Consider the following 25,316-nt stretch of genomic DNA (forward strand, 5'->3'; position numbering starts at 1 on the left):
TTCAGCGCGGGTCGAGGCCCCAATGCTCGGGCACCATACGGCTGGGCTGGACGCGCGGCGGCTCCCCCGGCATCTTTGGAAAACTCGGCGGATACGGCAGGTCGCCGAGTCCGTCGCCGGCATCGCGGGCGACCATCTCCAGCAGCGGCTCGATCCCGACGGAGGCGGCCGACATCTGCGCCCACGGATCTCCCCGTCGCGCCAGCAAACCGGGAACCGTTGCGACGGTGAGCTCGGCCGGATCGACGTCGACGAGTTCGTCCCACGTCACCGGCGTCGAGACGCGCGCGGTCGGGCTGCGCCGCACGGAGTAGGCGCTGGCCATGCTGCGGTCGCGGGCGTTCTGGTTGTAGTCGATGAACACGCGGTCGCCACGCTCCTCCTTCCACCACGACATGGTGATGCGGTCGGGGGCCCGCCGTTCCATCTCGCGGCCGAGTGCGATCACGGCGCGGCGGGTAGCGATGAAGTCCCATTGCGGACGGATAGGGATGAAGACGTGGATGCCGCGACTGCCCGACGTCTTGACGAAGCCGGGCAGACCGAGCTCGTCGAGGACCGGTTTGACGACGTCTAGGGCGACTGCCCGCACATCGTCGAAAGTCTTTTCCGGCGGCGGGTCGAGGTCGATGCGCAGCTGGTCGGGGTGGTTGTTGGGCGCGTCGGTCCCGTCGTCGGCGGTGGGCCAGCTGTGAAAGGTGACGGTGCCCATCTGGGAGGCCCACGCGATGTCGGCGGGGATCGTCGGGCACAGCGCATGGCCGGTGCGTCCCGACGGGAACTCGATGAGTGTGGCGTGCAGGTAGTCGGGATGCTTGCGGGGCAGGTGCTTTTGGTAGACCTCGTCGCCGGTGATGCCGTCGGGGAAGCGCTGCAGGAACGCCGGGCGGCGATACAGCGCGCGCAGCAGCGGGCCGGGTTCGGCGGCGGTGCCCGACATCGCGACGTAGTAGTCGAAGAGTGTCTTCTTCTGGCCTGCTGGCCCGTCGAGTTCGGGGAAAACGACCTTGTCCGGGCTCGACAGCCGGACCGCGACACCGTCGACGTCGACCTCTATTGCCGGTGAGGCCATCAGTTGTCCTCCAACACCGAGTACAGGTCGTAGTCCAGCGGCACTTCGAGCTGGTCGTAGCGGCAGCTGCTCGGATCGCGGTCAGGACGCCAGCGCAGGAACTTGACGGTGTGGCGGAAGCGCCCGTTCTCCATCTGGTCGTAGGCGAACTCGGCGACGAGCTCGTGGCGGACGGGGAAGAAGTCACCGGAACCGGCTTGGCGCCACCTGGTGAGCTCGCCGGCGTGCGGCTTGTCACCGTCGAGGCGCATCGGCTCGAGCTGCGCTTGCAGTTCGACGCGCTTGGTATCGCTGAAGGCGGCGGATCCGCCGACCATGCGGAGTTCCCCGTCGTCGCCGTAGAGACCCAGCAGCAGGGATCCGACGCCGGTGCCACTTTTGTGGACGCGGTAGCCGATGATCACGCAGTCGGCGGTGCGCTTGTGCTTGATCTTGAGCATCTCGCGCTTGCCTGGGACGTAGACGCCATGACGATCCTTGGCGACGATGCCGTCGAGTCCGGCGCCCTCGAACGCGGAGAACCAGCGGTTGGCGACCGCGGTGTCCGCGGTGACGCGGCTGGCCCGGATCGACGACGCGGCACCGCGCGACCCGACCGCCTCCAACAGAGCGGCACGGCGGACCTCGAAGGGTTCATTCATGAGGTCGGCGCGTCCCAGCGCGAGGGCATCGAATCCGATGACGATGGCCGGTGTCTGCTCGGCGAGCATGTCGATACGCGACTTGGCCGGGTGGATCCGCTGGCTGAGCGCATCCCAGTCGAGCCGGTGGACGCCGTCGAAAGACCGTGCGACGCCGATCTCGCCGTCGAGCACGACCTTGTCGGGTAGTTCGACGCGCGCCGCCTCGACGATCTCGGGGAAGTACCTCGCGAGGTCCTTGCCCCCGCGCGATTCCATCGCAACCTCGTCGCCGTCGCGGAAGAGCAGGACCCGGAAGCCATCCCACTTGGGTTCGTACAGCCACCTGTCGCCGTCGTCGGGTTGGGGCGGCACGGCCGCGACGGCCTTCGCGAGCATTGGCGCGACGGGCGGGTTCACGGGGAGGTCCACGATTTCATCGTTGCATCTGTCGTGCTGCGCCGCACTAGTCTTGCCGGTGTGCCAGCCGGTCGATATGCCCCGTCGCCGTCGGGCGATCTGCATGTCGGGAACCTGCGCACCGCGTTGCTCGCCTGGTTGTTCGCGCGCAGCACCGGCCGCGATTTCCTCATGCGGATGGAGGATCTAGACGACCGCTCCGCCGCTGGCGCCGATGCTCGCCAGCTCGCCGATCTGGCCGCGATCGGCTTGGATTGGGACGGCCCGGTGCTCTACCAATCATCGCGGCGCTCAAGGTATGACGCGATCGTCGACTCCCTGACCGCGGCGGGGCGCACGTTCGAGTGCTTCTGCACACGCCGGGAGATCCTCGACGCGCCGCGCGCCCCGCATTCCCCGGAAGGCGCGTATCCGGGGACGTGTTTGCGGCTGTCGCCTTCTCAGCTCGACGAGAAGCGGGCAGTCGGTCGGCCGCCGGCCATTCGATTGCGCGCCGACGTCGGCGAGTTCCGCGTCGAGGACGATCTGCACGGCAGCTACACCGGCGTGGTCGACGATTTCGTGCTGCGCCGCGGCGACGGGACCCCCGCGTACAACCTGGCCGTCGTGGTGGATGACGCGGAAACCGGCGTCGACCAGGTCGTGCGGGGTGACGACCTGCTGTCGTCGGCACCTCGGCAGGCCTATCTGGCGACACTGCTCGGGTTTGCGGTTCCGACCTATGCGCACGTACCGCTGGTGGTGAACGCAGCAGGGGTGCGGCTGTCCAAGCGCGACGGTGCCGTGACGTTGGAAGATCTTGCCGTGCAAGGGGTTTCAACGCAGTACGTGGTGAATGCGATGGCGCGGTCGTTGGGTCTGGCCGTCGAGGGTGAACACGCGACCGCGGCCGCCATGCTGACGCACTTTGATCCCGCCGCCCTGCCGCGCCAGCCTTGGGTGTTCTGCCCCTGAAACCTGCCGATTGCTGGCCGCCAAAGGGAGGATCTCCCTTTCTGGCCCAACAGTTGCCAGACTTCAGGGCGCTTACCGCTTGTCGAGCCCGAACGGCAGTTTGCGCGAGCACACCCAGTCGTAGTGCTGATGTGCGAGCGGAGTCCGCGGCGGCGCCACCCCGTCCATCGTGTCGAGCTGGTCGCGCTGGTCCATCGTCGCGTGCAGCTGGCTCAGGACCGAGTTCATGCCCATGCTGATCCGGCTGACCATGATGTAGTCGCTGGGAATGGTCATCTTCCGAACCGTTGACCCGAGTGAACCGGAGTCGAACCACGTTCGCATCATCTCGGTGCCGTCGGAGGGAACATAGGTGTGCGGCTGTGGCGCGAGGACTGGGCCCGCCGACATCGCCCACCACTCATAAGCCTCGTCGGCGGTCAGGTCCACGTCGGGGTCGACGAATCCGTACGTGTGCAGCAACTCCAGCAACCGTTCCTTGTCGCCGTCGCAGGTCGCACGGAAGAGGGCCACGACTCCGTACCGAACGTATTCGGGGAACTGCTTAATGCACCCGAAGTCGACAAAGCCGACCGATCCATCGGCACCGAATCGGTAGTTGCCCGGGTGCGGGTCGGCGTTGAACAGGTTGGCGTGTCGATAGGCGCTCGTCGCGAAGTAGCTGATCGCTTCACCCCACTGGTCCCGCAGGGCTTGATCAGCCTCTTTCGCCTCGGCCCACCCCACTCCGTCGACGAAGGTCATCGTCAGCACTTGGGATCCACAGAGCTCGGGGACAACCTCGGGCACCCGGATGAAGGGGTGGCCGGCGAACAGGTCGTGGAAGCGGGTGATGTTGCGCGCCTCGCGGTGGTAGTCGAGTTCCTCGGCGACTCGCTCGGCGATCTCCGCGGCGGCAGCCCGCTGATTGGTCCGCATCGCGCGTGGCCCCATCGCGGCCCCCAGCTTGACGACCGTCGCCAACAGTTCGGTGTTGGCCAGATCGTCGCGGATCGCCCTGGCCACTCCGGGGTACTGCACCTTGACAGCGACCTTCCGACCGTCACGCAGATGCGCCACGTGCACTTGGCCGATGGACGCGGCGGCGATCGGGTCGGCATCGAAATCCGCGAACAGATCGTCCACCGGAGCACCGAGATCGGATTCGACGATCTGCGCGACGAGGGCCGAGTCCATTGGCGGCGCGTCGGCCTGCAGGCGCATCAATGCCTGCTGGTAGGTGGCCATCGGTCCACGGGCATCTACGTCAACGTCGAAGGTTGACAGCAGTTGCCCGGCCTTCATCAGCACACCCTTGGAGTGTCCGAGCAATTCGGCATAGCGCTCCGACGTCTTCACGTGGAAGCGGTCGACCGCGTCGGCGTCCCCCGCGGTGGCGCGCAATCCGGCCAGGATTCGCCCACCGGCAGCGCGGGCGGCGAAGCCGGCCACCGGCAGGGTTCGACGGACGCGACCGCCCCGCACGGTGGCGAATCCGTCTGGTGTCTTCTCCTCAGGCATCTGCGGACCTCCGGTCTGGTTCATCGTCGGAACTCGACTGTCAGTGACTCCGGCGCGCGAAGCAGGCTGGTGGGCCTGGGCGAGACGGAATCGGGGACGAGGACGGGATCGCGGTCGAGAATCCGCGTGAGAGCGATCTGGACCTCCAGCTTTGCCAACGCGGCGCCTAGGCAGCGGTGTCGCCCGAAACCCAGACCGAGGTGGAGGGAGCCGCGCCGCGACGGGTCGAATTCAGCCGGGCGCTCGAAGACGTCGGGGTCCCGATTCGCCGCAGCGACGACCACGACCACCCGCTCCCCTGCCGTGATGAATCGGCCGTCCAGACAACGGTCCACGGTCGACGTCCGCCCGACCGCCTGTGGCGGTCCGTCCAGACGGAGGAATTCGTCGACGTCGGCGGGCGTCACCGCACCGATCCGGTCGGCCAGACGGGTTCCATCGGCCCCAGCCAGCAGGCGAACCAGCGCATTGCCCAACAAACCTGCGGTCGTCTCGTGGCCCGCGATCGCCAGTAGAACCGCATTGGCGACCACCTCGTCCAGCGCCAGCTCTCGATCTGCGGCGAGCAGGCTCAGGAGGTCGTCCCCGGGCGTCTCACGCCGCGACGCCGCCAGGGGGAGGAACTCCGCGACAAGGGCGCTCATCGCCTCGAGTGTCCCGACCGTCAGCTCCGCACCGATCACGCCGTCCAACAGTCGGACCAGTTCGTCGGCACGGTCCCACAGCAGACGGGTCGTCGCCGGGTCGAGCGCCAGCCATTCGGCGATCACCGCGACGGGGAACGGGCGGGCGATGGTCGTCATGAATTCGACGGGCTCACCGGCCGGCAACAGATCAATGGCGTCGGCCGCGATGGCCTCGACACCCGATGCCAACTGCGCGATGTAGTGCGGAGTGAACACATCGCGCACCGCTCCGCGCATCCGCTCATGATCAGGAGGATCGGCAGTGAGCATCCCCCCGCCCAGCGGCAGTTCGTCGATTCCGTGCGCCGCCAGGGTGTCGCGGACGACCGGGGAGGACAGCGGATCACTGCTCCACCCCTCACCGCTGAGCACCTCTCGCGCGGTGGCATATCCGACGACGAACCAGCTTTGCGTCTCCTCGTCGAAGGACACAGCGCCGTGCTCGCAGCGCCACTGCTCGTAGGCGGCGAAAACGTCCCCGGCTCGCCACGGCGCCCACATCAGCATCGGCCGCGAATCGGCGGTATCGGTCCTCACTGAGTTCTCCTAAGTAATCACTTTGGTGATGTACTTGGCTACACTAAGTGCCTACTTAGGTGGGTGTCAACGGGAGGGAGACGGACTGTGACTGCGAGCCTGTCCACGCGCGAACGACTCATCGATGAAGCCATGCGGCTGTTCGGCGAACAGGGCTACCGCGCAACGAGTGTCGCCCAGATCGAAGAGGCCGCCGGCCTCACACCTGGCTCGGGCGGGCTCTACCACCACTTCCGATCCAAAGAACTGCTCCTCGAAGCCGGGATCGAGCGGCACGCGAATCGGCTCCGAGCCTTGCGCGATATCCGCGTGATTTTCGAAGGCCTCACCGACCTCCGGTCGGAGTTGACCGTGCTCGGCCGCTACACCCTCGAAGTCATCGACGAGGAGTCCCAGCTGCTGCGGATCATGGCGTCAGAGCTGCGGGACAAGCCGAAGATGCTCGCCGAAACACTGTCGTCGCTCATCCGCGAGTCCTACTCGGGCATGACCAATTGGGTGCGCCAGCACGCCCCCGTCGCGACCGACGACCAGGCCGCGGCCATCGCCACGATCGCCCTGGGCACCCTGTTCGCGCAGCGCAACATGACCCACTTGCTCGGCACACAGCCCCTCGTTGACGACGAGACTCTGGTCGCGGAGTGGGTGGAGATGATCGGCGCGCGGATCGAGGCGCTTCAGCCGTAGTAGCGCCCCAGGAAATCGTCGCGGTAGTCCTCATAGCGCCCGTCCTCGATGGCCCGGCGAGCGCCGTCGACCATCTCGATCACGAACGAGAGGTTGTGCAGGGTAGCCAAGGTCGGGCCCAGGCCCTCTTTCGCGCGGAAGAGATGGTGCAGGTAGGCGCGTGAGTATTGCGACGTGTAGTTCGGCGCGCCGTCGGGGTCCAGCGGGGCGAAGTCGTCGCGGAAGCGCCGGTTGGTGATGTTCACGCGGCCGTCGCGGGTGTAGATCGCCCCGTTGCGCGCCACGCGCGTCGGCGAGACGCAGTCGAAGGTGTCAATGCCGTTCTCGATCGCGACGAAGACGTCGTCGGGCTCGCTGATCCCCAGCAGGTGCTTGGGCTTGTCGGCCGGTAGCTCCTCGTTCACCCACCCGACGATCGTCCCGAGGTTCTCCTTCTCCAGCGCCCCGCCGATCCCGAAGCCGCCGAAGCCCTTCCCGCCGTCGGCGTCATCGCGCGCCCCCATCTCGGCGAGGTCGCGGGCGGCCTTGCGCCGCAAATCCTCGTACTGCGCGCCCTGGATCACCCCCCACAGCGACTGCTGCGGGCGGTGGCTGCGCTCGCGCGAGAGCCGGTTGTGCTCGGCCAGGCAGCGGATCGCCCACAGGCGGGTGCGCTCCAGCGAGTTCTCCTGGTACGACCGGGTGTTCATCAGCGTCGTCAGCTCGTCGAACGCGAAGATGATGTCCGCACCGAGTTGGTGTTGGATCTGCATCGACAGCTCGGGTGTGAATCGGTGCGTCGACCCGTCGAGGTGGGACTTGAAGGTGACTCCGTCGTCATCGACGGCGGCGAGGCGTTCTTTGCCCTCGGCGATCTTCCCGTCGTCGGGCGAATGCCCCGCGGACATCTCGATCACCTTCTTGAACCCGACGCCCAACGACATGACCTGGAAGCCACCACTGTCGGTGTAGGTGGGGCCGGGCCAGTTCATGAACGCGCCGAGCCCGCCGGCCGCGTCGACGATGGCCGGGCCGGGCTGCAGGTAGAGGTGGTAGGCATTAGCCAGAACCGCCTGCGCGCCCAACTCGGCGACGGCCTCGGGCACGACCGTTTTCACCGTCGCCTTGGTCCCGACCGGCACGAATGCGGGCGTCGCGATGTCACCGTGCGGTGTCGAGATCACCCCGGTCCGTCCCAGCCCGGAGCCCAATCTGGTGCCGACGGTGAACCCGGTCGCTGCAGCAGTCACGACGGGCATTCTCGCAGCCTGAAGGCGCATTCATCAAAAGTTAAGGGCCGATTCTCTACCCTGGATCCCATGTTGGTATCGAGAAAGACCCTGATCATGCGACTGGTCGTCACCGCTGCCACCCTCTGCGTCGCCATCGCGACCCTGCTCGGCTGCAGCCGCGACGAGACGACGACGACCGATTCCACTGCGTCGGGGACAACGGCGGCTAGCACCGAATCCGGCGTTGCCGTCGTGCCGGGCCCGAACCCGTCGAAGGCCGCCCCGCCACCCGCCTCCGTCCCCGCCGACCGCCAGGTCCCCGACGTCCCCGGCACCAAGTGCGGGCCCACACGCGGACCTGACGGTGCGCTGGAACTCGTCGTGTTGCGCGGTCACGTCAACTGTGACACCGCCAAGAAGGTGGCCAAGGAGTACGGCCCCATGATCGCGTCCGCGCAGAAGCAGACCGTGCAGGGTTGGACCTGCGGACCGTCGGATTCAGCGAACATCCTCGCCGCGTGCGCCAAGGGCGACGACGCTTTCGTCTTCCAACTCCGCAACTGACTTGACCCTGACGCGACGTCAGGCCCCAGGGTGGACGGCGTGAGCGAGGAGAAGTCCCCAAGCAAGCCGGTGCGGACAGTCGGCGAAGTCGCCGACCTGACCGGTGTCAGCGTTCGCACGCTGCACCACTACGACCACATCGGTCACGTCGTGCCCAGTGCGCGCAGCCACTCGGACTATCGGTTGTACACCGACGCCGATGTCGAACGCCTGCACCGGGTGCTGGTGTATCGCGAGGTGGGCTTGTCCCTCGAGCAGATAGCGACCCTGCTCGACGACCCGGACCGCGACGAGCTGTCCACGCTTGAAGAGCAGCGCAGGCTGCTGAACGAGCGGATCGACCGCTTGCACCGGATGGTCGATGCCTTGGAGGAACTCATGGCGAACAAGAACAACGGAATCACTCTGACTGCGGCCGAGCAGGCCGAGATCTTCGGCCACGACTGGCCCGGCCAGGAGTGGCACGCCGAGGCGGAGAAGCGGTGGGGCGACACCGACGCCTGGGCGCAGAGCAGGAAACGTGCCGCCCAGATGTCGAAGGCCGACTTGCAGGCGGTCAAGGACGAGCAGGACGCGTTGATGGCCGCCTTGGTGGCGGCGAAGACCAGCGGCATCGAGCCCGGAAGCACGGAGGCGAACGCTCTCGCGCAGCGGCACCGGGCGAGCATCACGCGATTCCACGACTGCGACGACGAGATGCATGTGAACCTCGCCCAGATGTATCTCGCCGACGAGCGGTTCACCGCGACCTACGACGACCGCGCCCCCGGCTTGGCCCAGTGGGTGCACGACATCATCGTGGCGAATGCCTCGCCGCGCTAACAGCTGACGGACGCCCTTGATAGGTTGGGCCAATCCTCTCCTCGAGGGAGCCCGCCGACCGAAGGACCGACATGGCGAGTACGAAAGTGTCCGGAGCGGGCAGAAAGCTGCGCTACCGCCTCACCCACGTCTCCTACGGGGGCCTGGTCGGCGCGACGGTGCTCCTTCTCGCCTCGACGACACCGTCGCTGCTGCCCCGCGGCTGGATGTTCCAGGGCATCGTGTCCGGCGGCGCAGCGGCCATCGGCTACGGCATCGGCGTGTTCCTCGTCTGGCTGGTCCGATTCATGATTTCGCGCGAGGAGCCATGGCCGAGTCCGCAGAAGTTCTGGTGGTGGGCCCTGGCGTTCGTCGCCGTGTGGGATTCGGCGCTGATGTTCTACTGGTTCGTCCGGTGGCAGAACAACCTGCGCGACCTCATGGGAGTGGAGCGGATCGGTTACGACGTCATCCCGGAGATCATCGGCGTCGCGGTAGTCGTGTTCCTGCTGTTGATGTTCATCGGCAAGCTGTGGGGAGCGGCGACCCTCTGGGTCGTGCACACCCTCGGCAAGCTCATCCCGGCCCGCATCGCGACGGTGGCCGGTGCCGCGGTCGTCGTGGCGTTGACCGTCGCGCTGGTCAACGGCGTCCTCGTCGACAACATCATGAAAGCCCTGAACAGCAGCTTCGCGGCAGCCAACAACGAGACCAAGGCTGATGTCTCGCCGCCGACGTCACCGTTGCGCTCCGGTGGACCGGGTTCGACGGTGAGTTGGGACTCGCTGGGCCGTGAGGGCCGCTCCAACGTCGCCGACGGGCCGACTGTCGCCGATCTGACCGCGTTCAACGGAACACCGGCCAAGGAACCGATCCGCACTTTCGCCGGGCTGGACTCGGCGGACGACCTGAAGGACATCGCCGAGGCCGCCGTCCGTGAGCTCGAGCGCACCGGCGGGTTGAAGCGCAAGGTCGTCGCGGTCGGGTCGACGACGGGCAGCGGTTGGCTCAACAAGGCCTACATGGACTCGCTGGAGTACATGTACAACGGCGACACCGCCCTGGTGTCCATGCAGTACTCATATCTGCCGAGTTGGATCTCATTCCTCGTCGACAAGGAGCGCGCTCGCCAGGCCGGCCGCCTGCTGTTCGAGGAGGTCAGCGAGCGGGTGCGTGCGATTCCGGAGAGCGAGCGCCCGAAGATCGTCGTGTTCGGCGAATCGCTCGGCAGCTTCGCCGGGGAGGCGCCGTTCGGGTCGATCCCCGACCTCGCCGCCCGAACCGATGGTGCGCTGTTCACCGGTCCGACGTTCAACAACTCGCTGTGGCGCGACACCACCGTCAACCGCGACGAGGGCACACCGGAGGTGCTGCCGATCTACCAGGACGGCAAACACGTGCGGTTCATCGCCGAGGAGGACAACCTCGGCCGTCCCGCCTCGCCGTGGCTGCCCAACCGCAGCTCCTACATCCAGCATGCGTCGGACCCGATCACGTGGTGGAATCCTCGCCTGCTGTTCCGGGAGCCCGATTGGCTGAAGGAACCCCGTGGCCGCGACGTGCTGCATTCCACGCACTGGATCCCCGTGGTGACGTTCTTGCAGGTGTCCGCTGACATGGCGGTCGCCGTCGACGTCCCCGACGGGCACGGTCACCACTACATGCGGGCAATCCCGTACGCCTGGGCCGACATCCTGAAGCCGCCGGGGTGGACCGAAGCCAAGACCCGCCAGCTGCTCCCTCATCTGCGGGTAGACGGCTAAACGCAAAGCGCCGAGTCCTACTGCCATATAGCAACAGTGGAACTCGGCGCTTTGGGGAATACACCCCGCGCGACAGGCATATCCTCACTCCCGTGACCACGTCAGCAGCCCACTCTGACGCCGGCGCGCGCCTCCCCTTTGCTGCGTACGCGCAGAAGGTCATGTCCGCCGACGACGCCGTTAAACTCATCCACCCCAACGACACTGTCGCGATCAGCGGCTTCGCCAGCGCCGGCACGCCGAAGGACTCAATCACCGCGCTGGCCCACCGCATCGGCGAAGCCCGCGACGCCGGTGACGACTTCACGATCAACCTCCTCACCGGCGCATCCGTCTCCCCGCAGACCGAACGTCTCCTCGCCGAGGTCGACGGCATCGCCCTGCGCATGCCCTACCAATCCGAGCCCACCGCGCGCGGCCGAATCAACACCGGCTCCATGGACTACGTCGACGTCCACCTCTCCCACGTCGCCCAGCAGGTCTGGGAGGGGTACTACGGCACCATCGACGTCGCCATCATCGAGATCGCCGGTTGCACCGCCGACGGCGAACTGATCCCGTCGACCTCGGTGGGCAACAACAAGACCTGGCTCGACGTCGCCGAGAAGGTGATCCTCGAGGTCAACTCGTGCGTCCCCGCCCAGATGAAGGGCATGCACGACATCTACTACGGCACTGCGCTTCCCCCGAACCGCAAGCCGATCATGATGACCAGCGTCGCCGACCGGATCGGCCAACCGACCTACCGCGTCGACCCGGACAAGGTCGTCGCCATCGTGCAGACCCACTCACGCGACCACGCCAGCCCGGTGACAGCACCTGACGAGGTCAGCAAGGCGATCGCCGCCAACGTCCTGAAATTCTTCGACGACGAGGTGAAGGCCGGACGCCTCCCCGCTGACAAGCTCCTCCCGATGCAGGCCGGCATCGGCAATGTCGCGAACGCGGTGATGGCCAGCTTCGACAAGAGCCCCTATGAGGCTCTGGACTGCTACACCGAGGTGATTCAGGACGGCATGCTTGGCCTGATCAAGGACGGCACCGTCGACCATGCGTCGACCACCTCGCTCGCCCTCAGCGACGACGGCATCGAAGAGTTGATCGCCAACATCGACTTCTACCGCGACCACATCACGCTGCGCCCGCAGGAGATCAGCAACCACCCCGAGATCGTTCGACGACTCGGGGTGATCGCAATGAACGGCATGCTGGAGGCCGACATCTACGGCAACGTGAACTCCACGCACGTCATGGGCACCAAGATGATGAACGGTATCGGCGGCTCCGGTGACTTCACCCGCAACGGCTACGTCTCCATCTTCCTGAGCCCGTCGACGGCGAAGGGCGGCAAGATCTCCGCTATCGTCCCGATGTCCTCGCACGTGGACCACACCGAGCACGACGTCCAGGTGATCGTCACTGAGCAGGGCCTCGCCGATCTGCGTGGCCTGTCTCCTCGCAAACGCGCCCGGGTGATCATCGACAATTGCGCCCACCCCGACTACCGGGATGCCCTACACGACTACCTCGACCGCGCCGAGGCAAAGGGCGGCCATACCCCGCACCTGCTGGACGAAGCGTTCTCCTTCCACGAGCGCTACGAAGAAACCGGCTCCATGCTCCCCTGAGCTCGTCGACCAGAAATCAATCATCTAGGCCGCATCTGCCGAGCTCTACTGACAAATAGCGACAGTGGGACTCGGCACTTCGGGGTGATCAACCGGGGACACTTATCCCCAGGGATTGCGGTGAGGTCGAGTTATCCACAGTGAAGCACGTCGGGCCTGTCGGATGTACGCCGTCCCGACCAGCATTGACTGTGTGGCTACCCCTCTGACGTGCAATGCCCTGCTTGCCGAGGTTCTCTTTGCCCAGGACGGGGTGATCAGCCGTCAGCAGGCGATCGACTGCGGGGCCAGCGAGGGGCTACTCCGAAGCATGTTGCGCCGCGGTGCCTGGGTACGGCTCCACCCCGGGGTGTATGTGAACCACAACGGCCCGCTGACGTGGCGGCAGCGCGCCTGGGCGGCGGTGTTGGGTGCGCCGGGCTCGGCGCTGAGCCATCAGTCTGCGCTGACCATCGCCGGGTTGGGACGGCCGGGTGCTGCGATTCACATCGCCGTCGACCGCAAGGCGCACGCCCCCGAGCGCGCGGGCGTGGTCGTCCACCGATGTGCACAGTTGACGCAGCGCGTGGCGGGGGGCATGCGCCCTCCGCGCGTCCGAGTGGAACACGCCGTGCTCGATGTCGCCGGCGAGGCGCCATCGGAGGTGGATGCGATCGCTGTGCTGGCGGATACGGTTCGGGAACGGCTCACCACTGCGTCGCGTCTGCACAGCGCGCTGGATTCCCGCCAGTGGTGCAAGCGCCGACGGTTGATAAGCGGCGTCCTCACCGACCTGAATGAGGGAACCTGTTCGGTGCTCGAGCATGCCTACCTGACACGCGTCGAACGACCCCACGGTCTGCCCAAGCCGCGCCGCCAGGCACCGACGAGGGTCGGACGGCGCGGTTTCCGGGACGTCGACTACGACGAGTGGCGACTGATAGTCGAGCTCGACGGCCGGTTCGGCCATGACGACGCGCATTCGCGAGACGCCGATCCCGAGCGCGACCTCGACGCCTCGGTATTCGCGGACAAGGAATCTCTGCGTCTGGGATGGGGCCAGGTCATCGGCCGCCCGTGCAGCACCGCGGGCAAAGTAGCGGTGAAGTTGCAGAGCCTCGGATGGTCGGGCACGCCGGTCAGGTGTCCCAACTGCAAAGCGCCGAGCCCCACTGACAAATAGCGACAGTGGGACTCGGCACTTCGTGGTCGATCAGGCCAACAGCTCGGCCACACGCTCGAGCGCGGCGACCCGACTGCCCTTGACGAGCACCGCCAGCGGCGCACCGAGCGCGGTCACGTACTCCGCTGCGGCCGCCGGGTCGGCGACATGCTCGACGTCGCCGTAGCGCGGTTCGTCCACGGCGACGACGACGATGCCCAGCGACGACGCCAGCTCGGCGACGCCGCGATGGGCTGCCGCCGCGTCATCCCCGAGTTCGGCCATCGTGCCGAGGACCGCGATCCGACGAGGAGCGTCGAGTTGGGCGAGGGCGCGCAGCGCGGCAGCCATCGACGTCGGGTTGGCGTTGTAGGCGTCGTTGATGACCGTGAACCCGGACTCGGTCCGCGTCATCTCCATGCGCAGCCCCGATAGTGCGGCTCCCAGCAGACCGTCGGCCACCGCTTCCAGGCCGACGCCCAGCCCGGCCCCCGCGGCCGCCGCGGCCAGGGCGTTGCCGACCTGGTGTTCACCCCGGGCACCCAGGCGCACGGGCACACTGCCCCACGGGGAGTGCAGCGTGAACGACGCGCGCAATTGGTCGTCGAGGACGACGCCGCTCGCGGTGAGATCGGCCGACGCCCCCGAGGCGCTGTAGGTGAGGACCCGCGCCGACGTCCGACTGGCCATCGCCACGACTGCCGGGTCGTCCGCGTTGAGGACGGCAAGCCCGTCGTCGGGCAGGGATTCGACGAGTTCACCCTTAGTCTGCGCGACGGCATCGAGCGATCCGAAGTTCTCCAGGTGCACGGCCTCGACACGGGTCAGGACCCCGACAGTCGGCGCGGCGATCTCGCACAGCGTCGCAATGTGCCCGATGCCCCGCGCCCCCATCTCGAGGACCGCCGCCTGTGTTCCGTCGTCGGCGCCGACGAGGGTGAGCGGCAGGCCCAGCTCGTTGTTGAACGACTTGGCGCTGGCCGCGGTCTTGTAGGTCGTCTCGAGGACGCCGGCGAGCAGGTCCTTCGTCGACGTCTTGCCCACCGATCCGGTGACCCCGACGACCCGGTCGCCGATGCGCGTGCGGGCGGCGCGGCCCAGCGCGCGCAGTGCCAGCGCGGTGTCGGCGACGTGGATCGCGCCCACCCCATCGGGCGGAGGCGTGTCGTCGCGGCTGGTGAAGTACGCGGGTGCCCCGGCGGCGAGGGCGGCCGGGAGGAATTCGTGGCCGTCGCGCTCGGCGACGATCGGGACGAAGAGCTGGCCGGCCTCGAGGGTGCGCGAGTCGATGCTCGCGCCGTCGACGGTGACGTCGGCGCCGCTGACCGCGCCGTCGGTCGCCGCGGCGATCTCTGCGATGGAAAAATGCACGACCTCACGCTACGCGACGCGGTGACCGACTCAGCACCGCTCCGGCCGTGCCCGTATTGTTGCGACCATGCCCGACGCCGCACAGAGCAAGCTGCGCCTCGTCGTCCTTTTCGGCGGCGCCTCCGCCGAGCATGACATCTCCTGCATCACGGCGGCGCACGTCCTCGCGGCGGCCGACCGGTCGCGCTACGAGCTGGTCCCGGTCGGGATTACCCGCGACGGGACGTGGGTCGCACCGACGACGGCACTCGCCGCCCTCGCCGCCGACGAGCCGCTGGGCAATTCGCTGGCTCCGGAAGGGCCGGCGGTCGAACCGCTCACGGTGTTGCGCGGTGAGCCCGGCGAGCACACCGTCGTGCTGCCGCTGCTGCACGGTCCACACGGCGAGGACGGCACGATCCAGGGAATGCTCGAGCTGTTCGGGCTGGCCTACGTCGGTTCCGGCGTCCTCGGCTCCGCCCTCTGCATGGACAAGGCGATGGCCAAGAACGCCGCCGCCTACCTGGGCATCCCGCAGTGCCGGTGGATCGAGCACCGCGACGGGTTCGACGACGAGAAGCAGACCATCACGAACACCGTCGACACTCTCGGCCTGCCGGTGTTCGTCAAGCCGGCGAACATGGGGTCCTCGGTCGGGATCACCAAGGCCCACGACGAGGCCGAGCTGGCCGTCGCGCTGCAGACCGCACTGGCCTACGACGACGTGCTGGTCATCGAGGAGGGCATCACCGCGCGCGAGATCGAGGTCGCGGTGCTGGGCAACTCGAGCCCGGAGGCGTCGCTGCCCGGCGAGATCCTGCCGGGCGCGGAGTTCTACGACTACGAGGACAAGTACGTCACCGGCAACGCCGCATTGCAGATCCCGGCGGAGCTCCCCGCGGAAGCGGTCGACGAGGTTCGCGAACTGGCCGTCCGCAGCTATCGCGCGCTGCGCTGCCAGGGGCTGGCCCGCGTCGACTTCTTCTACGAGGAGTCCTACCGCGGCGGGCCCGGACGCGGCTGGCTGCTCAACGAGATCAACACGATCCCCGGCTTCACCCCGGCATCGATGTACCCCAAGATGTGGGAGGCCTCAGGGCTGAAGTACTCGGCGCTGATCGACCGTCTGGTGTCGCTGGCGCAGGAGGTCCACGCGAAGCGATCGGCGTTCTCCACCGCCCGCTGATCGCACCGACTAGCGTCGGGAACCATGCAGGGTGATGAGCCGAGCATTCAAGAGCGCCTGTTCCCAACGATGACGTGCTTCGGGTGCGGACCGGCCAACGAGCGCGGACTGCAACTGCACAGCTTCCCCACCGCCGACGGCGCGACCGCGACCTTCACCCCCTGGCCTGAACACGACAACGGCCTGGGCTTCCTCAACGGCGGCATCATCTGCACGATCCTCGACTGCCACAGCGCCGCCGCGGTCCTCTGGGAAGCCGACAAACGTGGTTGGGGCCCGGGCCCCGGAGCGGCGCTTGCCTATGTCACCGCCGGACTCGACGTGCAGTACTTACGGCCGTGCCCACTCGACGCGCCCATCACACTTCAAGCGCGGTTGACCGAGGTCAGTGAGCCACAGATGACTGCGCATGTGGAGGCGAGCTGGGACGGAAAGACGCGGGCGGCGGCGATCGCGGTCTGGAAGCGCTGGCGCCCCAGGCCGACCACCTAGCCCGGCGGACGCCACCGCGCGACCCGGTCCGCCGAGTCCGTCATCAACCGGTCCGGCATGACCGGCGCCACCCGGTGCGCCAACCCGACGACCCGGTTCGACGGCATCATCAGCATGGTCGAGCGCCGCGAGAGAAAACTCACCGTCGCCCATCGTCGACGACGAGCCGCGGTGAACCCGGCACCGTCGAATCCACCCGACGGCGAGCAGTGGTGCGCGAGGACGACGGCGTCCTCGAGTGACAAGCCGGCACCCTGTCCGAGGTGCGGTCGCATCGCGTGCGCGGCATCGCCGAGGATCACGGTGCGTCCCTTGACCGGGTGCCGGACGGCTTTGAGGTCGGTGAGTTCATGCACAAGGGGTTCCTCGATGCGGCGCAGGAGCGTCGGCACCGGCTCGACCCAGTCGTCGAAGTACCCCAGCCCCTTGTCGCGGGCCTTGCCGCGCGACGCGCCGAACACGTACGCGGTGCCGTCGGCGAGCGGCAGGATCCCGCATTCACCCGAGCGTCCCCACACGCTGATCGCCTCGGCACCGGCCCCGTCGACGACGGCCCGCCAGGCGCGGATCCCGCAGTCGCGCTCGCCACCGGTCTCCGGCCACCACCGCAGCCGGGTCGGGCTGTGGACACCGTCGGCGGCGACGACCAGGTCGTACTGCTCGGTTCGGCCGCCGGCGTCGACGATTCCGTTCTCGACGTCGACGACACTCGCCGACGTCGAGGTCCGCACGACACCGGCGGTCAGCGCCCCGAGCAGCGTCGCGTTGAGATCGCGGCGATGCAGCGCGAGCACAGTGCCCGGTCCGCTCTCCTGGCGCATGAGTTCACGACCGGTCGAATCGAGGATCCGCACGCAGGTCAGATCGTTGCCGGCGGCCCGCACCTCCTCGCCGACGCCGAGCACGTCGAGCGCGGCCAGCCCGTTGGACCACAGGGTCAGCCCCGCTCCAATGACGACTGATTCGGTCTCCTCGAACACCGTCGCGTCCCATCCGCGGCGGATCAGCGCAATGGCCGTGGCGAGACCTGCGATCCCGCCGCCGACGATGGCGGCGCACGGTCGGGACGCGGCAGTCATAGTCAGCGATTGTGTCATCGCCAACGGAACTGCTGACTCGGAACTACCATCGGGTCGGTGAGCGCCACTGGAGACAGCCCCCGGATCGCCCTGCGCATCGGCGTCTACTCGCCCAACGCACAGACCCGCGATCAGGTCGTCGGCGCCCTCGGCACGACGCTGCGGCCTGATCTTCCCGAGCTGGCCTTCACCGAGCTCGCAACCGGTCCGGCGGTGCTGGCCAAGCTCGACCAGGACCAGCTCGACGTCGTCATCCTCGACGGTGAGGCCTCGCCGGTCGGCGGCATGGGACTGGCAAAGCAGATCCGCGACGAATACGTTCCGTGCCCGCTGCTGGTGGTGCTGATCGCCCGCAAGGCCGACCGATGGCTGGCCGATTGGTCGCGTGCCGACGCAACGGCCAGCCTCCCCGTCGACCCGGTCGAACTCGGGTCGGTCATGACGGACCTCATCCGCGCCAACGCCTGAAATCAGCGGGCGATCGGCGGAACGGGATAGTCCGGCAGATCGACAGACTCGGCGGTGGTGAACCACTTGCGAGCGGCCAGCGGGCGCAGCGGCCAGCGCTGCATCCACTTCATCACCGCGGCGCCCACGGCGATCTCGTTGGCGGATTCGGGGAGGAAGCGCTCGACGCTGTTGGGGAGCTCCTGACAGCGTTCGACGTAGGGGCGCATCCTCGTCTCGTAGCTCGCCAAGGCCGCATCGACGTGCGCCGCGGACAATGTCGCCGGTGCGGGCCCCAATTCACCTGCGAGCAGGTAGGCACCCACCAGCGCCAGGCTTGTGCCCATGCCTGAGAGCGGTGACGCGCAATACCCGGCGTCGCCGACGAGCGTGATCCGACCGGCCGACCACCGATCCATCTTCACCTGTGCGAACGCGTCGAAGTAGAAGTCCGGCGCGTGCGCCGCGGCGGCCAGCAGCTCGTCGGTGTGCCAGCCCGCCCCGGCCATCCGCTCGGCCAACAGGCGGCGCTGAGCATCCTGGTCGTGGCGGTCGTACTCCAGCGGTTCGGAGCGGAACGCCAATCCGGCCTTCGCGGTTGTCGGGTCGTGCGAGGGTCGCAGCGATGCATTGCGGCCGCCCGGCGCCTGGTACATCAGGTACCAGCCGTCCAGGCCGATCGTGTCGGGGGCACTGAACCAGGCGTTGTACCCGCCGAGTGGCTCGACGAACTGTTCCTCGGGTCCGAACGCCAGGCGGCGCACCGCCGAATGCGGGCCGTCGGCGCCGACCAACAGGTCCACCCGGATCTCGGTGCCGTCCGACAGCACGACGTCGACTCCGTCGTCGGCGGCGGTCATCGCCGACACCCGGGTGCCGAATCGGTAGTCGACACTGTCGCGGGTCGCGGAGAACAACACCTCGACGAGGTCGCCGCGCAGAATCTCCAGCTTGGAGACCAGCCCGTTTCCGTCGAACGCCTCGACGGGCATCTCTGCGCGCCGACTGCCGTCGCTGCGCACCCAGGCGATCCCGCGCTGCTCCAGCGCGCGGCCCTGCATCTGCTCGAGCAGCCCCATCCGCTCGACGACGTCGGCCCCGGCACCCCGGAGGTCGACGGTCTGACCACCCGGACGGATCTCGGTAGCGAGTTCAACGACGACGACCCGGTAGCCGTAACGCGTCAACCAGAACGCCAGAGCGGGCCCGGCCACACCCGCGCCACTGATCAGGACCGTGGGCGCTGTCTCCATCTCACGATGATGCCGCACCGTCGGCGGAAACGGGCAAGTCGCCATACAGATCCCAGACATGTGTCTCGTCGGGCGCGTAAAGCGCGCGCGCTGTCGGGCGCCGTGAGTAGGGTGAGAGGAAGATCACACAGCCACTCCCCAAGGGAGGTGACAGCCACTTGAACGCCTACGTACCGATCCTCGTGCTCGGCGCGGTCGCGGCCGCATTTGCCATCGTCTCGGTCGGCATCGCGACCTTCGTCGGGCCCAAGCGCGCCAATCGCGCGAAGCTCGACGCCTATGAGTGCGGCATCGAGCCGTTGCCGCAAGACCGTGCGGTGCAACGGATTCCGGTGAAGTACTACCTCACCGCGATGCTTTTCATCATCTTCGACATCGAGATCGTGTTCCTCTACCCGTGGGCCGTCGCGTTCGACGCGCTCGGCTGGTTCGGACTGATCGCCATGACCCTGTTCATCGTCAACGTGTCCGTCGCGTACGCCTACGAATGGCGCCGCGGCGGACTGAGTTGGGACTGATTGCATGGGTATCGAAGAACAGGTCCCCAGTGGGTTCCTGCTGAGCACCGTCGAGGGTCTCGCCGGCTACTTCCGCAAGGGATCGCTGTGGCCGGCGACGTTCGGCCTGGCGTGCTGCGCGATCGAGATGATGGCGACGACGGGCGGGCGCTACGACCTCGCCCGCTTCGGCATGGAGGCGTTCCGCGCCTCGCCGCGCCAGGCCGATCTGATGATCGTCGCGGGCCGGGTCAGCCAGAAGATGGCCCCGGTGCTGCGCCAAATCTACGACCAGATGGCCGAACCGAAGTGGGTGCTCGCCATGGGCGTGTGCGCATCGTCGGGCGGCATGTTCAACAACTACGCGATCGTGCAGGGCGTCGACCACGTCGTCCCCGTCGACATCTACCTCCCCGGCTGCCCGCCGCGCCCGGAGATGCTCCTCAACGCCATCCTCACGCTTCACGCCAAGATCCAGGACATGCCGCTGGGCGTGAACCGCGGCGAGGCGATCGCCGCCGCCGAGCAGGCCGCGCTGGCATCGCGCCCGACGATCGAGCTCAAGGGGCTGCTGCGATGAGCGATCTGCAGCGCCAACCCGACGCGCAACCGGAGACCCTGTCCACCCGCACCGGACTCTTCGGCCCGCAGGGCAGCGGCGACACCTCCGGTTACGGGCGCCTGGTGCGGACCGTCGAACTCGGCGGCATCACCGCACCCCCGTACGGCGGCTACTTCGACGACCTGTTGGCCACCCTGCGCACCGCGCTCGCCGAGCACGGCGTCAACCCCGACGCCGCGATCGAGAAGGCCCAAGTCCACGTCGGCGAGCTCACCGTGTTCGTCGTCCGCGACTACCTGCCGGTCGTCGCCGGGGTCCTGCGCGACGTGCCGGAACTGCGGTTCGAGCTGTGCCGCGGTGTCAGCGGCGTCCACTACCCCGACGACGCCGGCCGCGAATTGCACGCGGTCTACCCGTTGCAGTCGATCACGCACAACCGCGTCGTCCGGCTGGAAGTCTGCGCCCCCGATTCCGACCCGCACATCCCCAGCCTCTGCCGCGTCTACCCGACCAACGACTGGCACGAGCGGGAGACCTACGACTTCTTCGGGATCATCTTCGACGGTCATCACGCGCTGACCCGCATCGAGATGCCCGACGATTGGGAGGGCCACCCGCAGCGCAAGGACTACCCGCTCGGTGGCGTGCCCGTCGAATACAAGGGAGCCACCGTCGCACCCCCCGATCGGCGGAGGTCCTACCACTGATGACCACCATCGGAGTGTCCGGCCGCGATTGGGACGAGGTTGTCGCCGCCGTCCGCGAGCGCGCCGCCGCCCAGCCCGGCGAGGAGCGGATCGTCGTCAACATGGGTCCGCAGCACCCGTCGACCCACGGCGTGCTGCGCCTGATCCTGGAGATCGACGGTGAGACGGTCACCGAAGCGCGCTGCGGCATCGGCTACCTGCACACCGGGATCGAGAAGAACCTCGAATACCGCACATGGACCCAGGGCGTCACCTTCGTGACGCGCATGGACTACCTGGCACCGTTCCACAACGAGGTCGCCTACTGCCTCGGCGTCGAGAAGCTCTTGGGAATCACCGACGAGATCCCCGAGCGCGCCAACACGATCCGCGTCATGTTGATGGAGCTCAACCGCATCTCGTCGCACCTGGTGGCCCTGGCCACCGGCGGCCTGGAGCTCGGCGCGATGTCGCCGATGTTCCTCGGCTTCGCCACGCGCGAGTCCATCCTCACGGTGTTCGAGCAGATCACCGGACTGCGGATGAACCACGCCTACATCCGTCCCGGCGGCGTCGCGCAAGACCTCCCCGACGGCTCGCTCGAGATGATCATCAGCCTCCTCGACGAGCTGCCCGACCAACTGGGCGAGGTCGAGGCACTGCTCACCGACAACTACATCTGGAAGGCGCGCACGCAGGGCGTCGGCTACCTCGACCTGGCCGGTTGCATGGCCCTGGGCGTCACCGGGCCGTGCCTGCGCTCGACGGGGCTGCCGCACGACCTCCGACGGTCAGCGCCGTACTGCGGCTACGAGACCTACGAGTTTGACGTCCCGACCGTCGACACCTGCGACTCCTACGGCCGGTACCTCATCCGCGTTGCCGAGATGCACCAGTCGCTGCGGATCGCGCGGCAGTGCGTCGAGCGGTTGGCCAAGCCGGGCCCGATCACCGTCGACGACCAGAAGCTCGGTTGGCCGGCCGACCTGCAATTGGGCCCCGACGGCCTAGGCAACTCGCCCGAGCACATCGCCAAGATCATGGGCCAGTCGATGGAGTCGCTGATCCACCACTTCAAGCTCGTCACCGAGGGCTTCCGCGTCCCGGCCGGGCAGTGCTACACGGCCATCGAGTCGCCCCGCGGCGAGCTCGGCGTCCATATGGTGTCCGACGGCGGCACGCGACCCTACCGGGTGCACTTCCGTGATCCGTCGTTCACGAATCTGCAGGCGGTGGCCGCGATGTGCGAGGGCGGCATGGTCGCCGACGTGATCACCGCGGTCGCCAGCATCGACCCGGTGATGGGAGGCGTGGACCGATGACCACCGAGCTCAACCCCGATCCCGGGACACGCGTGGGAGCGCCGATCCCCGTCGAACTCGGATTGCCCGGCCACCTTCCCGACGCGCCGCATCCGCCGATCACCTTCGACGGCCCGTCGGACTATCCGGCCGACGTCGCCGCGGCGCTGGCCGCCGACGCAGCGCCGATCATCGCCCGCTACCCCGAGTCGCGCTCGGCTCTGCTGCCGCTGCTGCACCTGGTCCAGTCGCACGACGGCTACCTCACCAAGGCCGGAATCGGTTTCTGCGCAACGCAATTGGGGTTGTCGCGGGCGCAGGTTGCTGCGGTCGCCACGTTCTACTCGATGTACCGACTCTCCCCGACCGGCGAATACCTCGTCGGCGTGTGCACCAACACGACGTGCGCGGTGATGGGCGGTGATGAGATCCTCGCGACGCTGAGCGAGCACCTGGGCATCGCACCGGGCGAGACGACCGCCGACGGCCGGATCACCCTCGAGCACGTCGAATGCAACGCCGCGTGCGACTTCGCGCCCGTCGTGATGGTCAACTGGGAGTTCTTCGACGACCAGTCGCCGCAGAGCACCGTCGAACTCGTCGACGACCTGCGCGCCGGCGTCGAGGTCGCACCGAGCCGCGGCGTCCCGACGCTGTGCTCCTTCAAGAAGGTCTCGCGCCTGTTAGCCGGCGCCGATACAAAACCGGCGCCCGAGACCGACGATGTGAAGCCCGCGGAACTCGTCGAGCGCACCGTCGAGGCCGCGACAGTCCCCGTCCTGAGCCGGGATTGGGCGCAGCCGGAGTCGTGGTCGTTGGCCAACTACCTGCGCGGCAACGGCTACCACGGGCTGAAGGCCGCGCTGGACCTGACGCCCGACGAGGTCATCGGCATCGTCAAGGACTCCGGCCTGCGGGGCCGTGGCGGCGCAGGCTTCCCCGTCGGGATGAAGTGGTCGTTCATCCCGCAACCCGGGCCTGGTGAACCCGGCTACGGCAAGCCGCACTACCTCGTCGTCAATGCCGACGAGTCCGAGCCCGGCACCTGCAAAGACATGCCGTTGATGCTCGCCTCACCGCACGCGCTGATCGAGGGCATGATCATCGCGAGCTACGCCATCCGCGCCCGCAACGCGTTCATCTACATACGCGGCGAGGTCGCCTCGGTCATCGCGCGGCTGCGCGACGCCGTTGCGGAGGCCTACGACGCAGGTCTGCTCGGCACCAACATCCTCGGCTCCGGCTACGACTTGGAACTCGTCGTCCACGCCGGCGCCGGCGCGTATATCTGCGGCGAGGAGACGGCGCTGCTCGACTCCCTCGAAGGCCGCCGCGGCCAGCCCCGCCTGCGCCCGCCGTTCCCGGCCGTCGCCGGACTGTATGCCAGCCCGACCGTCGTTAACAACGTGGAGTCAATCGCCAGTGTCCCGGCGATCCTGCGCAACAGTGCCGACTGGTTCCGCCAGTTCGGCACCGAGAAGTCGCCCGGGTTCACGATGTACTCACTCTCGGGCCACGTCGCCAATCCTGGGCAGTACGAAGCGCCGCTGGGCATCACCCTGCGCGAACTCCTCGATCTGGCCGGCGGCGTGCGCGAAGGCCACCAGTTGAAGTTCTGGACGCCCGGCGGATCGTCGACTCCGCTGTTCACCGCCGATCACCTCGACGTGCCACTGGACTACGAGGGCGTCGCGGGCGCCGGGTCGATGCTGGGCACCAAAGCGCTGCAGATCTTCGACGAAACGACGTGCGTCGTCCGCGCGGTCCTGCGGTGGAGCGAGTTCTACAAGCACGAGTCGTGCGGCAAGTGCACCCCGTGCCGCGAGGGCACCTACTGGCTGGTGCAGCTCATGGAGCGCCTGGAGGCCGGGCAGGGCGACGACGGCGATCTCGACAAACTCCTCGACATCACCGACAGCATCGTCGGAAAGGCATTCTGCGCCCTCGGCGACGCCGCCGGAGCACCGATCACCTCGTCGTTGGCGCTGTTCCGCGACGAATACCTCGAACACGCGCGCCTGGGGCACTGCCCGTTCGATCCGGCCGCGTCGGTGACCTACGGGGGTGCGCAATGACGACGGTCGAGACGGACCTGGTCACCCTCACGATCGACGGGCAGTCGATCACCGTGCCCAAGGGCACACTGGTGATCCGCGCCGCGGAGATGATGGGCATCGAGATCCCCCGCTTCTGCGACCACCCGTTGCTCGCGCCGGTCGGCGCGTGCCGGCAGTGCCTCGTCGACGTCGAAGGCCAACGCAAGCCGATGGCCTCGTGCACGACCGTCGTATCCGACGACATGGTGGTCCGCACACAGGCCACTTCGGAGGGCGCCGCGCGCGCCCAGAACGGCGTGATGGAGCTACTCCTCATCAACCACCCGCTGGACTGCCCGACCTGCGACAAGGGCGGCGAGTGCCCGCTGCAGAACCAGGCGATGACCGCCGGGCGCCCCGACTCCCGGTTCGACGGGGAGAAGCGCCGCTACACGAAACCCGTGGCACTGTCGGCCGAGGTGCTGCTCGACCGCGAGCGCTGTGTCCTGTGCGCCCGTTGCACCCGCTTTTCCGACGAGATCGCCGGCGATCCGCTGATCGACCTCGGCGACCGCGGCGCGCTGCAGCAGGTGAGCATCTATGAGGACGACCCGTTCGACTCGTACTTCTCCGGCAACACGGTGCAGATCTGCCCGGTCGGCGCGCTGACCAATTCGACCTACCGCTTCCGTGCCCGCCCCTTCGACCTCGCTTCGACACCGAGTGCCTGCGAGCACTGCGCCGGCGGCTGTGCACAGCGCACCGACCAGCGGCGCAACAAGGTGTTGCGCCGCCTCGCCGGCGACGACCCGGCCGTCAACGAGGAGTGGAACTGCGACAAGG

Annotated in this window: 24 protein-coding genes; 16 read left to right on the plus strand and 8 right to left on the minus strand. The window is 67.7% G+C overall.

Annotated elements, in window-relative coordinates:
- Window position 1 precedes the first annotated feature (1 nt).
- Window positions 2-1,072, minus strand: a complete 1,071-nt coding sequence (locus tag B4L26_RS08125) for a DNA polymerase domain-containing protein (RefSeq protein WP_290717822.1) — start codon at window positions 1,070-1,072, stop codon at window positions 2-4.
- Window positions 1,072-2,124, minus strand: coding sequence for an ATP-dependent DNA ligase (locus B4L26_RS08130; protein ID WP_290717824.1), 1,053 nt, complete (start codon window positions 2,122-2,124; stop codon window positions 1,072-1,074). The genes B4L26_RS08125 and B4L26_RS08130 overlap by 1 nt, the downstream gene beginning before the upstream one ends.
- Window positions 2,125-2,172: 48 nt before the next feature.
- On the opposite strand from B4L26_RS08130, the gene gluQRS reads away from it, so the two are divergent.
- The gene (gene gluQRS / locus B4L26_RS08135; RefSeq protein ID WP_290717826.1) at window positions 2,173-3,066 is read left to right on the plus strand and encodes a tRNA glutamyl-Q(34) synthetase GluQRS; all 894 of its coding nucleotides are present in this window, start codon (window positions 2,173-2,175) and stop codon (window positions 3,064-3,066) included.
- A gap of 72 nt (window positions 3,067-3,138) precedes the next feature.
- Here the strand turns inward: gluQRS and B4L26_RS08140 are convergent, their stop codons facing one another.
- Complete coding sequence (locus B4L26_RS08140) at window positions 3,139-4,590, minus strand: ABC1 kinase family protein (protein ID WP_290717829.1); 1,452 nt, start codon at window positions 4,588-4,590, stop codon at window positions 3,139-3,141.
- The gene (locus B4L26_RS08145) at window positions 4,587-5,789 is read right to left on the minus strand and encodes a cytochrome P450 (protein WP_290717831.1); all 1,203 of its coding nucleotides are present in this window, start codon (window positions 5,787-5,789) and stop codon (window positions 4,587-4,589) included. Before B4L26_RS08145 ends, B4L26_RS08140 begins: the two co-directional genes overlap by 4 nt.
- Before the next feature lie 132 nt (window positions 5,790-5,921).
- Between B4L26_RS08145 and B4L26_RS08150 the strand changes: the two genes are divergently transcribed.
- Window positions 5,922-6,476, plus strand: a complete 555-nt coding sequence (locus B4L26_RS08150; RefSeq protein ID WP_409563550.1) for a TetR/AcrR family transcriptional regulator — start codon at window positions 5,922-5,924, stop codon at window positions 6,474-6,476.
- On the opposite strand, the gene tgt is transcribed toward B4L26_RS08150, so the two are convergent.
- Window positions 6,467-7,705 (minus strand): tRNA guanosine(34) transglycosylase Tgt, encoded by a 1,239-nt coding sequence (tgt, locus tag B4L26_RS08155; RefSeq protein WP_290717835.1) that lies wholly within the window; start codon window positions 7,703-7,705, stop codon window positions 6,467-6,469. The genes B4L26_RS08150 and tgt overlap by 10 nt on opposite strands.
- Before the next feature lie 69 nt (window positions 7,706-7,774).
- On the opposite strand from tgt, the gene B4L26_RS08160 reads away from it, so the two are divergent.
- The 5 genes from B4L26_RS08160 (at window position 7,775) to B4L26_RS08180 (ending at window position 13,605) form a co-directional block, all read left to right on the plus strand.
- On the plus strand, window positions 7,775-8,251 hold the full coding sequence (locus B4L26_RS08160; protein ID WP_290717837.1) for a hypothetical protein: 477 nt from the start codon (window positions 7,775-7,777) through the stop codon (window positions 8,249-8,251).
- A 39-nt stretch (window positions 8,252-8,290) separates the two neighbouring features.
- Window positions 8,291-9,073 (plus strand): MerR family transcriptional regulator, encoded by a 783-nt coding sequence (locus B4L26_RS08165; protein WP_290717839.1) that lies wholly within the window; start codon window positions 8,291-8,293, stop codon window positions 9,071-9,073.
- Window positions 9,074-9,144: 71 nt separating this feature from the next.
- Entirely contained in the window at window positions 9,145-10,815 is a 1,671-nt protein-coding gene (locus tag B4L26_RS08170) for an alpha/beta hydrolase (RefSeq protein WP_290717841.1), read from the plus strand.
- A gap of 92 nt (window positions 10,816-10,907) precedes the next feature.
- Complete coding sequence (locus B4L26_RS08175; protein ID WP_290717843.1) at window positions 10,908-12,443, plus strand: acetyl-CoA hydrolase/transferase family protein; 1,536 nt, start codon at window positions 10,908-10,910, stop codon at window positions 12,441-12,443.
- A 193-nt stretch (window positions 12,444-12,636) separates the two neighbouring features.
- Window positions 12,637-13,605, plus strand: a complete 969-nt coding sequence (locus tag B4L26_RS08180) for a type IV toxin-antitoxin system AbiEi family antitoxin domain-containing protein (protein WP_290717845.1) — start codon at window positions 12,637-12,639, stop codon at window positions 13,603-13,605.
- 30 nt (window positions 13,606-13,635) lie between these two features.
- Here the strand turns inward: B4L26_RS08180 and B4L26_RS08185 are convergent, their stop codons facing one another.
- Complete coding sequence (locus tag B4L26_RS08185) at window positions 13,636-14,955, minus strand: UDP-N-acetylmuramoyl-tripeptide--D-alanyl-D-alanine ligase (RefSeq protein WP_290717847.1); 1,320 nt, start codon at window positions 14,953-14,955, stop codon at window positions 13,636-13,638.
- A gap of 67 nt (window positions 14,956-15,022) precedes the next feature.
- Between B4L26_RS08185 and B4L26_RS08190 the strand changes: the two genes are divergently transcribed.
- Window positions 15,023-16,120, plus strand: coding sequence for a D-alanine--D-alanine ligase family protein (locus tag B4L26_RS08190; protein ID WP_290717849.1), 1,098 nt, complete (start codon window positions 15,023-15,025; stop codon window positions 16,118-16,120).
- Window positions 16,121-16,144: 24 nt separating this feature from the next.
- Complete coding sequence (locus tag B4L26_RS08195; protein ID WP_290717851.1) at window positions 16,145-16,612, plus strand: PaaI family thioesterase; 468 nt, start codon at window positions 16,145-16,147, stop codon at window positions 16,610-16,612.
- Here the strand turns inward: B4L26_RS08195 and B4L26_RS08200 are convergent.
- On the minus strand, window positions 16,609-17,691 hold the full coding sequence (locus tag B4L26_RS08200; protein ID WP_290717853.1) for an FAD-dependent monooxygenase: 1,083 nt from the start codon (window positions 17,689-17,691) through the stop codon (window positions 16,609-16,611). The two genes, B4L26_RS08195 and B4L26_RS08200, sit on opposite strands and share 4 nt — an antisense overlap.
- Before the next feature lie 57 nt (window positions 17,692-17,748).
- On the opposite strand from B4L26_RS08200, the gene B4L26_RS08205 reads away from it, so the two are divergent.
- On the plus strand, window positions 17,749-18,159 hold the full coding sequence (locus B4L26_RS08205) for a hypothetical protein (RefSeq protein ID WP_290717855.1): 411 nt from the start codon (window positions 17,749-17,751) through the stop codon (window positions 18,157-18,159).
- 2 nt (window positions 18,160-18,161) lie between these two features.
- Here the strand turns inward: B4L26_RS08205 and B4L26_RS08210 are convergent, their stop codons facing one another.
- A complete protein-coding gene (locus tag B4L26_RS08210) occupies window positions 18,162-19,391 on the minus strand; it encodes an FAD-dependent monooxygenase (RefSeq protein ID WP_290717857.1) in 1,230 nt (409 codons plus the stop codon).
- Between the two features lie 158 nt (window positions 19,392-19,549).
- Between B4L26_RS08210 and B4L26_RS08215 the strand changes: the two genes are divergently transcribed.
- The 6 genes from B4L26_RS08215 to B4L26_RS08240 form a co-directional block, all read left to right on the plus strand.
- Window positions 19,550-19,909, plus strand: a complete 360-nt coding sequence (locus B4L26_RS08215) for an NADH-quinone oxidoreductase subunit A (protein WP_290717859.1) — start codon at window positions 19,550-19,552, stop codon at window positions 19,907-19,909.
- Window positions 19,910-19,913: 4 nt separating this feature from the next.
- Window positions 19,914-20,468 (plus strand): NuoB/complex I 20 kDa subunit family protein, encoded by a 555-nt coding sequence (locus tag B4L26_RS08220; RefSeq protein ID WP_290717861.1) that lies wholly within the window; start codon window positions 19,914-19,916, stop codon window positions 20,466-20,468.
- Window positions 20,465-21,157 (plus strand): NADH-quinone oxidoreductase subunit C, encoded by a 693-nt coding sequence (locus B4L26_RS08225; RefSeq protein ID WP_290717863.1) that lies wholly within the window; start codon window positions 20,465-20,467, stop codon window positions 21,155-21,157. The genes B4L26_RS08220 and B4L26_RS08225 overlap by 4 nt, the downstream gene beginning before the upstream one ends.
- Window positions 21,157-22,458, plus strand: coding sequence for an NADH-quinone oxidoreductase subunit D (locus tag B4L26_RS08230; RefSeq protein WP_290717865.1), 1,302 nt, complete (start codon window positions 21,157-21,159; stop codon window positions 22,456-22,458). The genes B4L26_RS08225 and B4L26_RS08230 overlap by 1 nt, the downstream gene beginning before the upstream one ends.
- Window positions 22,455-24,512 (plus strand): NADH-quinone oxidoreductase subunit NuoF, encoded by a 2,058-nt coding sequence (gene nuoF, locus B4L26_RS08235; protein WP_290717867.1) that lies wholly within the window; start codon window positions 22,455-22,457, stop codon window positions 24,510-24,512. Before B4L26_RS08230 ends, nuoF begins: the two co-directional genes overlap by 4 nt.
- On the plus strand, window positions 24,509-25,316 hold an 808-nt coding region (locus tag B4L26_RS08240; protein WP_290717869.1), incomplete at its 3' end, for a 2Fe-2S iron-sulfur cluster-binding protein. The genes nuoF and B4L26_RS08240, both read left to right, overlap by 4 nt.

The organism is Gordonia sp. UBA7599 (genome assembly GCA_002477755.1).
In the GTDB taxonomy this organism is placed as follows: domain Bacteria; phylum Actinomycetota; class Actinomycetes; order Mycobacteriales; family Mycobacteriaceae; genus Gordonia.